At 42.2% G+C, this 14,791-nt stretch carries 8 protein-coding genes and 1 tRNA gene; 4 read left to right on the forward strand and 5 right to left on the reverse strand.

Annotated elements, in window-relative coordinates; genetic code table 11:
* Window positions 1-253 precede the first annotated feature (253 nt).
* From pulA to NYP67_RS02270, 4 genes are all read left to right on the forward strand, one after another.
* Window positions 254-6,187: a type I pullulanase gene (gene pulA, locus NYP67_RS02255; protein ID WP_415695085.1), complete on the forward strand. Its 5,934-nt coding sequence runs from the start codon at window positions 254-256 to the stop codon at window positions 6,185-6,187.
* Window positions 6,188-6,415: 228 nt separating this feature from the next.
* Window positions 6,416-6,940 carry a holo-ACP synthase gene (locus NYP67_RS02260; RefSeq protein WP_415695145.1) on the forward strand — a complete coding sequence of 175 codons (525 nt, stop codon included), beginning with the start codon at window positions 6,416-6,418 and terminating at the stop codon, window positions 6,938-6,940.
* Window positions 6,941-7,137: 197 nt separating this feature from the next.
* A tRNA-Gly gene (locus tag NYP67_RS02265) sits at window positions 7,138-7,211 on the forward strand.
* A gap of 125 nt (window positions 7,212-7,336) precedes the next feature.
* The gene (locus NYP67_RS02270) at window positions 7,337-9,334 is read left to right on the forward strand and encodes a GH25 family lysozyme (protein ID WP_174191397.1); all 1,998 of its coding nucleotides are present in this window, start codon (window positions 7,337-7,339) and stop codon (window positions 9,332-9,334) included.
* A gap of 114 nt (window positions 9,335-9,448) precedes the next feature.
* On the opposite strand, the gene rfbA is transcribed toward NYP67_RS02270, so the two are convergent.
* The 5 genes from rfbA to NYP67_RS02295 all read right to left on the reverse strand — a co-directional run bounded on the left by rfbA (window position 9,449) and on the right by NYP67_RS02295 (window position 14,702).
* The gene (gene rfbA / locus NYP67_RS02275; RefSeq protein ID WP_016831024.1) at window positions 9,449-10,348 is read right to left on the reverse strand and encodes a glucose-1-phosphate thymidylyltransferase RfbA; all 900 of its coding nucleotides are present in this window, start codon (window positions 10,346-10,348) and stop codon (window positions 9,449-9,451) included.
* A 14-nt stretch (window positions 10,349-10,362) separates the two neighbouring features.
* Window positions 10,363-11,805, reverse strand: coding sequence for a sugar nucleotide-binding protein (locus NYP67_RS02280; RefSeq protein ID WP_115757374.1), 1,443 nt, complete (start codon window positions 11,803-11,805; stop codon window positions 10,363-10,365).
* Window positions 11,806-11,923: 118 nt separating this feature from the next.
* Complete coding sequence (rfbB, locus tag NYP67_RS02285; RefSeq protein ID WP_004129905.1) at window positions 11,924-12,958, reverse strand: dTDP-glucose 4,6-dehydratase; 1,035 nt, start codon at window positions 12,956-12,958, stop codon at window positions 11,924-11,926.
* Between the two features lie 56 nt (window positions 12,959-13,014).
* Window positions 13,015-13,686: an ABC transporter ATP-binding protein gene (locus NYP67_RS02290; RefSeq protein WP_373271617.1), complete on the reverse strand. Its 672-nt coding sequence runs from the start codon at window positions 13,684-13,686 to the stop codon at window positions 13,015-13,017.
* Window positions 13,687-13,838: 152 nt separating this feature from the next.
* Window positions 13,839-14,702 carry an ABC transporter permease gene (locus NYP67_RS02295; RefSeq protein ID WP_060785629.1) on the reverse strand — a complete coding sequence of 288 codons (864 nt, stop codon included), beginning with the start codon at window positions 14,700-14,702 and terminating at the stop codon, window positions 13,839-13,841.
* Window positions 14,703-14,791: the final 89 nt, after the last annotated feature.

Below are 14,791 nucleotides of genomic sequence, written 5' to 3' on the forward strand. Positions count from 1 at the left end.
AATATCGCAGTTATATTTTTGACTTTTGTAAAAATTGCAAAAGTGTTATAATGAATCTTTACGTGCAAAATTGTGGGAAATTTAAAGTGCTTATGGTGATTTGCGCTCAAAATAAGCAATCTTATGCGTAAACCAAAGTTGGTTTTTAATAAGAAGTGAAACATAGTTGTGTCACCCATAGTTTTCATGTTTTGCATGGCAATGTAAAACAATATAGAAGCATGTTTGTGCCAACGGAGGAAAGGATATGCAGATGGTCGCTCATCGCCACCTTGCGTCGAAAATAGTTTCTATGATTGCAGCGAGTGCAATGCTAATAACAGGTTTTGCTGTTGTTGGCAATGCAAGCGCTAGTAGTGAGTCTAGTAATCCTCAATCTAGCAATCTAACTCTTAACCGTAAGGGTGTTATTGTTACTGCATTCCAGCAAAATTGGAATAGTATTGCTCAAGAGTGCACTAACACTTACGGCCCTGAGGGTGTAAAGTATGTGCAAGTGTCTCCTCCAAATGAGCATGTAAAGGGTACTCAGTGGTGGACTTCTTATCAGCCTGTTAGCTACAAATTAAAGTCAAAACTTGGCGATGAAGATGGCTTTAAGAAGATGATTACTGCTTGCAATGTTGCAGGTGTTGGGATCATTGCTGATGCTGTTATTAATCACATGACTGGTGCTGGTGACACTCATACAGAGGGTGTTGGTGGAAGCCAATATAGCGCTAAAGATCAGTCTTTCCCAGATGCTGGATATAAAAAGGATGATTTCCATCAAGATGCTAGTAATATTGAGCACTATAACAATGCGGAGGAAGTGTGGAATCGCAGGCTTGTTGGCTTGCTTGACTTGGATACATCAAAGCAGAATGTGCGCGAGACTTTAGGTAAGTACTTTGCTCATTTGCTAGAGCTAGGTGTTGCTGGCTTCCGTATCGACGCAGTAAAACATATTTCTCCAATAGATATGGCTGCGATTAAAGCTGAAGCTGCAAGAGCTTCTGGTAAGAGTGCTAATGACATTTGGTGGATGCAGGAGACGATTGGTGATCTTTCTGAAGCTAAAGAAATCCAGCCAGATCAACATTTAAAGGAAGGCGATGTCAACGAATTCCAGTATTCCTACCGTTTAAAGAACGATTTTTATGGATCAATCTCGAATCTAAAGAATATTACTGATGGACTTGTTCCAAGCGATAAAGCTTCAATTTTTGTAACTAATTGGGATACTCCTCGCGAAAATTATGTGCGCACGCTTACTTATAAGGATGGTCCTCGCTACGAGCTTGCAAACGCGTTTATGCTTGGCTACCCGTATGGAAACCCAAACATTTACTCGGGGTATAGGTTTGAGAATGGTCATAAGGATGATGGTGCACCTAATGCGACCGATACGTCTGTTCCAGATGTAACTTGTGGTGCTAATTCAAAGTGGCAGTGCACTCAGCGTTGGACTTCGATTCGTGGAATGATTGGATTCTTTAATGCTGTAAATGGTGCTCAAGTTACTAATTGGCAAGATGACGGCAATAATAACATTGCTTTTAGTCGTGCAGGCAAGGGATTCTTAGCAATAAACAATACGCCAAACGCAAAGAGAGTTTTGTATAATACTGATTTGCCGAGTGGTGAATATTGCAACGTTTATGAGGCTGGAAATTGCTCTAAGACTGTTAAAGTTATAGATGGCAAAGTTGCTGCGACTATTGCTCCTTATTCTGCAATTGCTTTGCATGTGGATGCTAAAGCAGATACTGCTAGTAAAGCTGGTCCAGCACGTGATGAATCTGATCCAAAATACAATGTTGACGATGTTCAAGACCAGTCAACAACTGTATATTTCAATGCTAAGAATAGAAGTCCTAAGCCAAGTTCCGTAAATATTCATTATCAAATCGGCAATGATTCTTGGACTGCAGTTCCTGGTAGACCAATGCGCAAAGTTTGCGATGATTGGTTTGCAAGAACAATTCCTAATAATGGCAAACAAATTACTGCTGTATTTAATGACGGTGGAAATAATTGGTATAACAATAACAATAACAATCAGCCTAAAGCAAACTTTGAAATTCAAGCTGGTTCGAAAACTTATGTAGTAGATGCCGATTTGAAAGGTTCTGAATCTGCTAGCATTCCTTGCAAGGTTGAGGACACATCTTCAAAACCTTCTGCATTAAAGACGAAGATTGTTATTCACTATAAGCAAAAATCTGATGACAATCGCCATATGGGCGTCTATATGTGGGGTCTTAAAGATGCAGATGGTCAAGAGATAAAAGGTGCTTGGCATGCGTTCAATGGTCAAGACGCTTTTGGTAAGACTTACACAGTTGAGGCTGAAGGCACTTACGAGAGCGGAAAAGTCGGATTTATTATCGTTGAAGACATATCAAATGGTTGGAGTGATGATAAGAAGGACGGCGGAGATCGTAAGATCTGGCAAATCGAAGATGGTGTTGGCGAAGCTTGGGTTTACGGAGGAGATTCGAATACGTTTGCCGAACCTCCATCTGAAGTTGCTAACAAGCTTAATAACATTAAAACGTTAAACGTTACTGTTCACTACCGCAGAACAAACAAGGATTACGCTGGTTGGAATCTTTGGACTTGGTACGGTAGTGAGAAGGGCGTAAAGCGAGATTTTACAGCATCGGATGATTTCGGAAAGATTGCAGAATATACGTTCCACAATGATTCTGGCATAAAAGATCCGAAGTTTATTGTGCGCTATTCCATGCAAGGTAAGGATTGGGTTGCTAAAGATCCAGGTGAAGGCGATCGTTCGATTCCTGCAAAGGCAATCACTTTAAGCCAAGATGGTCAAACTGGTAACGTTGAAATCTGGCTTATGCAGGGCGATGGTAGAGTTTACTTAAGCCCAAATGTAATCAATACTAAGGCTAATGCTTTTAGTGCTGATATTACGTCTTTGAAGGAATTTACTGTAAATGTTAGCGGTGACCCTTCAGAAGTAAAACAAGATAGCGTTACTGTAACTGATGTTACAGATAAAGATGCAAAGAATCACACGAAAGTAGATATTTCGCAAGTTGCTGTTGTAAATAATAAGATCGTAATCACTGCAAAAAGCGACTTAGATCTTAAGAAAATGTATGAAATCAGCATTACGGGTGTTGGTGGAATGCCTAAAACAGTGTCTGCGTCCTCTGCTAAAGGTTCTAAGATTGTTCGCACTGATGAGTTCGATCAAAAGTATGCTTACGCAGGCGATGACTTGGGTGCTGTTGTAAAAGATGGTTCTACGACTTTCAAGCTTTGGGCACCAACTGCTACGAAAGTGGAGTTGGTAACTTATAAGTCAACTGATGAAAAAGCTGAAAAAGACAGAGAAACAGCTATGACAGCAGAAGATCGTGGTGTATGGTCTGCAAAACTTGATGGAGATCAAGCTGGTACTGCTTACACATACAAGGTTCATTTTGCAGATGGCACTGTTAATAATTCTCCAGACCCTTATGCAAAAGCTGCCGTTAGAAACGGAATGAGATCCGTTGTATTCGGTGGTAACATGTCAAAACCAGTAGATCGCATGGCATCATTTGCGAAGCGCCCAACTGATGCGACTATTGCAGAGATGAATATTCGCGACTTCTCAATTCACGAAAGTTCTGGCATAGATGGTGCAAAGCGCGGCAAATATCTCGGTGTAATTCAATCTGGCACTAAGAATGGAAGCAATCCAACTGGTTTAGATTATTTGAAGTCTCTCGGCATAACTCACGTGCAAATCATGCCAATGTATGATTTTGGTTCTGTGAATGAAGCAGGAGATTTGAGTTATGTTGCTACTAACGACAAAAATAGTCCTCACCAAAACTGGGGCTATGATCCAATTAACTACAATGTTCCAGAAGGATCGTATGCATCTGATTCAGCAAATCCTGCTACTCGTATTACGGAGCTAAAGCAAATGGTTAAAGGCCTGCATGATGCTGGCTTGCGTGTGATTATGGATGTTGTTTATAACCACGTTTATAACGCAGAAAAGAACGCTTTTGGTCAGACTGTGCCAGGATACTACTTCCGTTACAACGATGACGGCAGTTTGTCTAATAGATCTGGTTGCGGAAACGATACTGCTTCAGAGCGAAAAATGATGCGAAAGTATATTGTTGACTCTGTAAAGTATTGGGCTAAGGAGTACGGTATTGACGGCTTCCGTTTTGATTTGATGGGATTAATTGACCTTGAAACCATGAAGGAAGTGCGTGAAGCTGTTCATGCAATTGATCCAAGCTCGATTATTCTTGGCGAAGGCTGGGATATGAGCCAATTGCCTTATGCAAACCGCACTATTCAGCCTAATGCGTATAAGCTTGCAGACAATAATGGAGTTGCATTCTTTAATGATTCCTTCCGTGATGCTGTAAAAGGCCAAGGAGATGATGATGTTGCTGGATTCGTGTCTGGAAACAGATATAGCGACAATCTGGTAATGCAAAATCTTTACGGCTGCCAGCCTGGAAACTCAAGTTGCACTGGTAGGCGCTACGCGAATGCTGGTCAGACTGTGCAATATGTTGAAGCTCACGACAATCTTAATCTTTACGATAAGTTGAAGAAATCCTTGCCTAATGAGACAGAAGAGAATCTTAAAAAGCGAGTAATGCTTGCTAATTCGCTTGTAATGTTTGCGCATGGCATGCCATTCTTTGAGCTTGGTCAAGAGTTCTTACGAAGCAAGAATAGTAATGCAAATAGCTACAATGCTGGCGACGGCGACAATTCTGTTAAGTGGAATCTGGTTAATAAGAATTCCGATGCCGTTGAGTACTTCAAAGAGTTGATAAAGCTAAGAAACGAGATTCCAGCGTTACGCGATTCCGAATATTCTGATGTTAATAAGAATATGCATTGGATTAAGAGCAGTGATGGAATTAATGCGTTTAGTGTTGATAGCAACAATAAAACGTATGTGTTTATTTTCAATGCCAATAGTAGTGAATCTACTGTGAATATTGGCAAAGGAAAGTATCGCGTGCGCATTGCTGATGGAAAAGCTAACAGCAATGATGAGTCAATGTGCCCTGAAGCGTTGGTAGATGATAATGGAAATTACAAGGTTTCTGCTCTTTCGACTGCAGTGCTTGTGAAGGATGCTGAAAAGAAGAACGACGATCCTTTTGCAAATCTTAAGGCTGAAGATGTTCTCCAATATAAGATGAATCCTTTAGATATTAATAAGTTGAAGGATGAATCTAAGCCTGGTACGCAGCCTGGTACGCAGGATCCAAATCCATCTACGCCTGGTCATGAGCAAACGCCTGGTCATGAGCAAACGCCTGGTCCTGTGACGCCGCAGCCTGGTCCTGGTCCGCAGCCTGGTCCGGTTGTTCCAACGCCAACGCCGCAGCCACCTGCTCCTGGTCCTCATCCACAACCAGCTCCTCAGCCAGCGCCAGTTCCAACTCCAACTCCAACTCCTGGAGAAACTCATCCTGGAACTCATGAGCCAAATCCATCTGCGCCTGGGCATGAGCAAACTCCTGGTCAAGTGACGCCTGCTCCGTCTCCGTCACCAGCTCCTCAGCCTAAGCCATCTGATCATGAAACTCCAGATAAGCCAGGTCAGACTAAGCCAGGTCAGACTAAGCCAGGTCAGACTAAGACTGAAACTCCAGATGAGCAGCCTGCACCAGCTAAATCTAAGCAGCATGCAGAAGCTAAGCCAGCAGAATCCGCTCCAGTGCCTGCCGCTCCACAAACAGTCCAACAGCTTAGCCCAGAATTAAAGGGAACTCTTAGTGTTGGTAACAATAACGTTGCAACTGCTGGCGTTGTTAACAGTGTGAGAATTAAAGTTGTGAACAGCGAGTTTACTGAGCGTTTGAAGCGTGATGGAGTAGTTTATGCTTACGCGTACATTTACTCGTCTCCACGCTTGCTTAAGGGTGCCGATGGCTCAAAGTTTGTTGCTGTTCGCATGGTGAATGGCAAGCCTCAATTTGATGTTCAATTCCCATCTGGGTACTCTGGTAAACACACTGTTTTGCTTGTAGACGAGCATGGAAAACAGTTAGCGTGGACGGATATTACTGTTGTTAACAATAGTAATTCGAGACGTGATGGTTTCCATTTGCAAACTGGTAGTAGCGTTCTTACTGTATTTGCGGTATTTATTGTGCTTGCTTTTGCTGCAGCTATTACTAGTTATAAAGTTGCATTTAGATAGATTCGTGACTTTGAGTTTTTGTAGTGCGAGTCGACTTGCCTTCGCGCTTGTGATTTGCGCGCGAAGGCATTTTTGTAGTGCGTTTGTATTACGACACGCCGTAAATCAGGTACAATCGCACTACAAGACTCCCGACTTTGTAGTCCGATATGCTATTTTGAGCTACAAAGTTTGGAAAATCGTTCGCGCAGATTAGCCGCGCTATATAGCAGTTAGGAAGTGAGTTCAATGATTGCAGGCATTGGTTGCGATGTTGTTAATGTGGCGGATTTTGCGCAACAAATGCAAGATGGCAATGGGTGGCGCTCGCTATTTTCTACGCGTGAGCTTAGGCAATGTGCTATGCGCGCGAATGCTAAGAACGACTCACAAGCGATTCATATTGCGGCTCGCTGGGCTGGTAAAGAGGCGGTTATAAAAGCGTGGTGCGATGCGATGAGCACTCTTGGTTTGCAATATCCTTACACATTAGACAACACTCCTTGGGCAAGCATTGAGATTTTAGACGATTCGCATGGATGCCCAAGCGTTCTACTTAGTGAAGACGTTAATCAAAAGCTTCTAGAGTCGTTGCACGCGCCAGAGGCGACTAATCCGCAGGAATTCGCCAGCGTAAATCGCGTAGATGGCATATACGGGGTAGATGGCGTAAATCGCCCTAATTGGCATGTGTCTTTAAGCCACGATGGCTTAGTGCAAAACTCTTCTGCTATTGCACTTGCGTTTGTTGTTTTAGAGTTACGCGAGTCTTAATCATAAAACCTTAATCATGCGAGCATGCAGCGAATTTTACGCATGAATGTGTGTTCAATGTGCACTAAATGTGCAAATTTTAGCGAATTTTACAATTTAGCGCGAGTGTCGAAAGTTGCTTTAGGTCTAAACAGTCTGTATAATTAATCGAGTTGCTGTTTTGCAAGGCAATTAATAGCTTGCAAAATTCGCATATTGCGGATGTAGCTCAATGGTAGAGTATCAGTCTTCCAAACTGATGACGCGGGTCCGATTCCCGTCATCCGCTCCACTTTTATTCTTACTTTTGTTCTTATTTGATTCCATTTTGTTTTCATGCACACATGTTTTAAGCTGTTTGCGCATGTTGGTATTGTTGTAACAGTTAAACACGTAAAACATGTGTCTGGAGGGATTTTGGGACAGTTTATTGTACGTGTAATTGCAAGTTTAGTTTCTATAGCAACAGCTCTTGTTGTAAATTCTGCTCCTGCGTTTAAGGTAGAAAATCGTTGGGATTTTAAGAATGTTGCTTCCAAAGTCGCAAATATTGCAGATAGCGCAGATGGTGAAAATAGTGCGGAATTGTCAGATAATGGCACTAACACTGTTGAAGAAGATCAATTAAATGCGTTTTCTAATGGCGATTCACGCAATGATTCTAAGTTGCCTAAAAAAGTGGCATCTTCCTTTACAAACAAAGACGAAGTTGTGTCTTCAAAGTATGCGATTGCAGATAATGGAGAATTAAAGTCACTTAAAACTGGCCAAACTATTACCGATTCTAAGCTTGTTGGAACTAAAGATAAGCAGCCAGATCCACTTGCTAAAAGTAACGGTGAGCGTTTTACGCCTATAACTGTTGGCGATTTGCGAAAAGAGATAAAGCGCGAAAATTCGAGCAGTGCTAATTCAGATGTAACTAATTCAGATAGTACTAATGCTGATTCTTCTACCACCAATAACACTCAGATTTCTAGCAAAAAGCATGTTGAAAATAAGCGTTCTCTTAGAAAAAACAAGGTTGTTCTTATAAGCTCTAATCAAAAAAATCCCCAAGAAACTGACTCAAACGAAAAGAGCCAGGAGTCACAAGCTTTAGAATCTAGAACATCCACGTATACAACTTATGGCTCGGTGCGTAAGATTTCTTTGCCAACAAACGGCTTTGGCACTAGGTGGGGAGACTACAACGGAACTCAGGCATTCTATGATGGCAATGGAAGCCTGTTTGCGTACAACGCCAGTGGTGTGATTGATGTTTCCGAATATCAAAAAGAAATTAACTGGGCTGCAGCTAAGGCAGCTGGCGTAGAAGGCGCGATTATACGAATTAGTTACGGCTGGGAAAATGGCTACGATAAATACGCTTTGCGAAATATTAGAGAATGCAAGCGTTTAGGCATCCCATTTGGAATCTACATGTATTCTTACGCCGAAAAACCAGAAGATGGTGCTAACGAGGGCGCAGACGTTGCAAGTCTTCTTAGGCGCGCAGGCGTTAGCCCAAGCGACCTTTCTTACCCTGTTTACTACGATCTTGAAAAATGGGTTTGGGCTGGCCACACTGCTCCAACTAGCCCATACGTCTACCAAAACATTGTTTCGTCTTGGTGGAATCAGCTGTATAGCGCAGGATACACAAATCTTGGCATTTACTCATATGCAAACTATTTGAAAGGCCCGCTTAATTCGCAATACATTCACGATCGCGCAAGTTGGGTCGCTAGCTACGGTGCAACTCCGCTATTTAACATTAGAACGGCGTTGCGCGGATGGCAGTACACGTCTAAGGCTTGCATATCTGGTATTGATGGAAATGTTGACGTTAGCGCGTTTGGAACTGGTCCAAATTCTCCAGTAACGCAAACTAGCGTAGACTTTACGTGGATTATTCGCAATAACGATATTGCTGTTGGAGCTGCTGTTACAGGCAATTTGAATAGACGCTTGGAATATCGTTGGCTTTCTTACGATTTGTATAACAAGCAATGGCATACAATATCTGATTGGAGTGTTGGCAATTGGGCATCTTGGGTAACAAGCAATGGCGATTATTGGCTTCATTGCGAGGTTCGCGATGCTTACACTTATAAGTCTCTTGGAAGTAAAACAATTGCCTTCCGCTACCAAGTAAACAATCCTGTTGAGCCTGAGTTTGTTGAAAAAACGATTGTTTCTGGAACTTACGCAGCTTGGCAAGGAAGTAGCGTTCTCTTAGGCGCTGTAACGAATAATCCTAGTGGATATACGATTATTAAGATTTACGATTACAACGCTAAGCAGTGGGTGAGCCAATTTAAGGGGCCATGGGCTTTGTGGAGTCCTCATCCTGGAATTTATTGGACTCATTTCGAAGCGTATTCAAAAGATGGTAAGCTTCAAGACACTAAGACTTATGCTTTTGGAGTGTGATTCTTAATCTTTATGTAACTTTATGTAAAGATAGAAAAAGTCAGTAAATAAAATAAAAAGACCGTGCGTAAACAGCTCGGTCTTTTTGTTAAATTAAGTTATTAATTTATTTTACTAATCTTCAAACAAATCTTTAGATATAATAATGCGATTTTCAGCAACCTGCTTTAAGTGCTTGCCATAATTGCTTTTACCATATTTTTCTGCAGACTCAAGCAAACGCTCGCGACTAATCCACTGATTCTCGTACGCAATCTCCTCAAGCACTGCGATTGGCAGCCCTTGCGCTCGCTCTATTGTGCGCACAAATTCGCCCGCTTCGTAAAGCGAGTCCATTGTGCCAGTGTCTAGCCACGCGTATCCGCGGCCAAGAGTCATAACGTTTAGCGAGCCATTTTCTAAGTACATTTTGTTAAGGTCTGTAATCTCAAGTTCTCCGCGCGCGCTCGGCTTAACTTGTTTTGCAAACTCTGTAACTCTGGAATCGTAGAAGTATAAGCCTGTAACAGCATAGTTTGATGCTGGGTGTTCTGGTTTTTCTACTATGCTAACGGCCTTGTGATTTTCGTCAAATTCCACAACACCGTATCTTTCTGGGTCGTCTACGTAGTAGCCAAACACTGTAGCGCCGTGTTCTACGCTTGCAGCGTGCTTTAGAATTGATCCCAAGCCATTGCCGTAGAATATATTGTCTCCAAGAACAAGCGCGCAAGAATCGCCATTTATAAACTCTTCTCCGATTATAAATGCTTGAGCAAGTCCGTCTGGAGATGGCTGAACTTTGTAAGATAAGTTGATTCCAAATTGCTCTCCGCTTCCAAGCAGCCTTTCAAAATTCGGCAAGTCTTGAGGAGTAGAAATCACAAGAATATCTCGGATTCCAGCCATCATAAGCACGCTAAGAGGGTAGTACACCATTGGCTTGTCGTACACTGGCAAAAGCTGCTTAGACGTTACAGTAGTAAGTGGGTATAGGCGCGTGCCAGAACCGCCAGCAAGAATAATGCCTTTCATCTTTGAAACATCCTTTACTTGTTGTTTTGTTCAATTCTATTTACGTAAGATTCAAGCAAATCTTCCCAATTGGCTGGCGTAAATCCAGTGGACTCGATTTTTTGCAGGTCAAGTGCGCACTTGTGTGGTCTAGGAGAACCATTAGATATACGCGTGTAATCGTCTACGCGATTTGCTTCGATTTTGCTTGTGTCTACATTAAGTTGTGTAAACACTTTTTGAGCAATATCGTGCCAAGACGCTATTTTTCCTGAACCTGTAAGATTGTATGTTCCGTATTGTGCTTGAGTGTTTAGAAGATGGAACATGCCTTTTACTAAGTCGCTTGCAAAAGTGAGTCTGCCAGTTTGGTCTATTGGAGCTTGAACACTAACAGATTCTCCATTTTTGCAACGGTTTGCAAAGTCAATCATGCGCGTTACAAAGTTTCGGCCTTCTCCAACAATCCAGCTTGAGCGAATAATATAATGCTGTGGAACATTTGCTACTAGAGAATCTGCTGCGGCTTTTGTTTCGCCGTACACGCCTAGTGGCGCAAAGTCTTCGTTTTCTTTGTGATTTTCTTGAGTGCCGTCAAAAACATAGTCACTTGAGATGTGCACAAGAGTAATGTGGTGTTCTTGCGCAATTTTTGCAAGATTTGCCACTCCTTTAACGTTGCTATTCCACGCGGCTCTTCGACCTTGTGGCGTTTGCGCGCCATCTACAGACGTGTATGCTGCAGTGTTAATAATCGTTCCGTACAAATCCCAGTCGTAGCTGTTGTAATCGTCTTTATTTGCTATATCGAAGCTATCTAAGTCTACATACTCAAATCCTTCTAAATCATGCTCTTTAGCATAGTTTTGTATTGCGCGACCAAGTTGACCATTGCATCCAGTTACAAGAGTGCGCTTTGGTGCCATTGGCTTTGCATCTTTTAGCATTGGATGGTGTAAGTCTGCTTCGCTGCGCTCGGATTCTTCGAGCGGTATTGGCCAATTAATGTGTAAATCTGGGTCTGCAAGGTTCACAAAAGTGTATGTTTTCTTTTGTTCTAACGACCAGTGTGCATTTACTAAGTAAGTGTATGCTGTGCCGTCTTGCAAAGCTTGGAAGCTGTTTCCTACGCCTCTAGGCACGTAGATTGCTTTGCTTGGGTTTAGTGTGGTTGTATACACTTGACCGAAGCTTTGCCCTGGTCTTAAATCTACCCATGCGCCAAATACTTCGCCAGTAGCAATGCTTATGTATTTATCCCATGGTTCTGCGTGGATGCCTCTGGTTACTCCGCGTTTTTCGTTGAACGAAATGTTGTTTTGCACAGGCCCAAAGTCGGGTAGACCTAGAGCCGTCATTTTAGCGCGCTGCCAGTTTTCTTTGAACCATCCGCGGTTATCTCCGTGTACTGGAAGATCGAACACGATTAAACCTGGAATGTTGGTTTTTGTAACGCTTAGTTCTTTTTCAAATTCCATAGCATCCTGCAAATTCTTTATTTTTATTAGATTTATGACTATTTTTGGCTAGATTTGCAAACTATTACATACAAGTTGCATGCAATCTTCGTACAAGCAAGCTTGACTTTTATGCGATTCACTGTCCTTGTGCTTTATATTTCGCTTCGGTTGCGCTTTTAGCGCCTTCCCACCATGCTCGATTTTCTGTGTACCATTTGATTGTTTGCTCTAAGCCTGTTGTAAAGTCTGTGTGCTTTGGCTTCCATCCAAGCTGCGTTTGCAATTTTGTGCTATCGATTGCATAGCGGCGATCGTGGCCTGGGCGATCTTTTACAAGGTCAAAGTCGTCTGCATCTTTGCCCATCATTTCTAGAATCATGCGCAAAACTGTTATGTTGTTTTTCTCGCCATTTGCGCCAATCAGGTACGTGTTTCCAAGTTCTCCCTTTGTTAGGATTGTCCAAACAGCGCTGCTGTGGTCTTCAGTGTGAATCCAATCTCGCACGTTTAATCCTTGGCCGTATAGCTTTGGTCGAATACCCTCTAAAATATTTGTGATTTGTCGAGGAATAAACTTTTCAACATGCTGGTATGGTCCGTAGTTGTTTGAGCAGTTGCTGATTGTTGTGTGCAAACCGTATGTGCGTGTCCATGCGCGTACCAACATATCGCTTGCTGCTTTTGTGGAGCTGTATGGGCTGGATGGGTGGTATGGCGTTTCTTCAGTGAACTTGGCTGGGTCGTCTAATGCCAAATCTCCGTACACTTCATCTGTGGAAATGTGATGGTATCGAATGCCGTACTTCCTAACTGCTTCTAGAAGTCTAAAAGTGCCTTCAACGTTGGTTTTAAGGAACGGTTCAGGGTCTGCAATGCTGTTGTCATTATGCGATTCTGCAGCGTAGTGCACAATCGCGTCGTGCCCTGGAACAAGCTTATCTAAAAGCTCAGCATCGCAAATATTGCCGTGCACAAAATCAACTCTGTCTTCTGGCAATCCTGCAATATTTTCAATATTTCCGGCGTACGTTAACGCGTCTAATACTGTTACGTGCGTTTCTGGGTGATTGTTCACTACGTAGTGCACAAAATTAGACCCAATAAAGCCACATCCGCCAGTTACAATTATGTTTTTTGGCTCAAAGTTTGTTGTGTTACTCATGTTTTCCATAATATCCTCTTATATGCCTTTTGCTTTTAGTTTTGATTATTGTTTAAGATTTTTGTTTATGCTTTATTGTTTAAGCTTTCTCGCATTGCGTTAAATGCTGGCTCGGCTTCACCGTCGTAAATCATGTGTGAATGAGACAGCACTATGCAGCGAGAGCAAAGTTGCTTAATCTGATCTTCGCTGTGCGAAACAATTACCATTGTTTGCCCTCGTTTTTGCTGCTCTTTAAGCCTAGTAATGCACTTGTGTTGGAAAGCTTCGTCTCCAACTGCAAGAATTTCGTCGATTAAGAATATGTCTGGATCGCTGTGCGCTGCTACAGAAAACGCTAATCGTAAGAACATTCCAGAAGAGTAGAACTTAACTTCTGTATCCATAAAAGGCTCTATTTCGCTAAAGTCTACTATTGATTGGTATTTATCGTCTATTTCTTCTTTTGTCATTCCAAGAATTGCGCCGTTAAGATACACGTTTTCGCGACCAGTTAAGTCGGCAGCAAATCCTGCTCCAACTTCGATTAGTCCTGCGATTCTTCCGCGCGCACAAACTTCGCCTTCGTCTGGTTGCATAACTCCAGAAAGCATTTTAAGCATAGTAGATTTTCCAGAGCCATTCATGCCTATTAGTCCAACAGTTTCGCCGCGTTTAATAGTAAAACTAACATTGCTTAAAGCTGTAAAGTTTTGTGTCTCGTGCTTTTTAGACGGCGGTGTCAGCAAGTTTACAATCGACTCTTTAATCGAATGATTTGCTCGCAGCGAGAATCGTTTAGTAACGTTAGAAACGCTTAACACAACGTCTTCTGGAAGTGTGTTATAAGGCTTATTCATATATAACTCCTGCTGCTCTTAAAAGTAAAATCCACAAAATCTTAGTAAGCTTAAATTTCTTGAGCAAACTTGCCTTCAAGATGTCTAAATGTAACTTCGCCAATAAGTAGTACAGCAAATGCAACTACAAGGCTTTCGCAAAGTCTTAAAGACCAAGCTCCTGCAAATTGGAAAGTGCGATCTGTGGCATTTAGCCAGAATCCGCGGTGGAATGCTTCAACGCTTATTGCAATAGGATTTGCATAATACATCTCTAAAACCCATCGTGGTGCGTGAGCTGCAACCATTTGCCATGTGTAGAAGCACGGCGCAAGCCATACGGCAACCATCGCCACTAAGTCTGTAATATTTTCTGCATCTCTGTAAAAAACGTTGATTGCTCCAAAGAATAATCCAAGACCAAAGGCAAACGTACACACGCTAATAAATCCGATTATTGCCACTATTATGCCTGCAAAATCTGGAATCCACCCCATGCATAAAGCTCCGATTATAAGCACGATTACTTGTGGGGAAAAGTGCACAAAAGCAACTCGTAGCGATGCAAGTGGGAATAGTTCTCTAGGAAGATAGATTTTTTGTATTAGGCCAGCATTAGAAAGTATTGATCTTGTGCAATTAGAGAATGCTTCTACAAAAAAGTTTGTTACTATGATTCCGCTAAAAAGGTACAGTGGGTAGGCTTGAATTCCACCTCCGCGGCCAAGTCCTAAGAAAATTCCCATTGCAACGTAGAACACTACAAATTGTGTTATTGGCTTTACGTACGTCCAAGCCATACCGAGCCAAGAACCGCGATATCTTATGCGTACTTCTTTTTTTACAAGTAAGTCAAGCAAATAAAGGTATCTTGGAATGTCAATCAGACCTTTGCTTCTACCAGGGTGATAGATGGCGTCAGACTTTGTTGTCATCGCTGCCTTTCTTACAAAATTTGCAGTGTGCATGCACGTATAACTTTGTTAAGTTTACATTTGGGGATTGATTTGTGCTAATAACTAGC

The sequence above is a fragment of the Gardnerella sp. c23Ub_4 genome (assembly GCF_055804115.1).

Excerpts from the sequence above, each read along its gene's own strand:
- pulA (WP_415695085.1), top strand. The coding sequence starts at position 254 with ATGGTCGCTCATCGCCACCTTGCGTCGAAAATAGTTTCTATGATTGCA.
- NYP67_RS02260 (WP_415695145.1), top strand. The coding sequence starts at position 6,416 with ATGATTGCAGGCATTGGTTGCGATGTTGTTAATGTGGCGGATTTTGCG.
- rfbA (WP_016831024.1), bottom strand. The coding sequence starts at position 10,348 with ATGAAAGGCATTATTCTTGCTGGCGGTTCTGGCACGCGCCTATACCCA.
- NYP67_RS02280 (WP_115757374.1), bottom strand. The coding sequence starts at position 11,805 with ATGGAATTTGAAAAAGAACTAAGCGTTACAAAAACCAACATTCCAGGT.
- rfbB (WP_004129905.1), bottom strand. The coding sequence starts at position 12,958 with ATGGAAAACATGAGTAACACAACAAACTTTGAGCCAAAAAACATAATT.
- NYP67_RS02295 (WP_060785629.1), bottom strand. The coding sequence starts at position 14,702 with ATGACAACAAAGTCTGACGCCATCTATCACCCTGGTAGAAGCAAAGGT.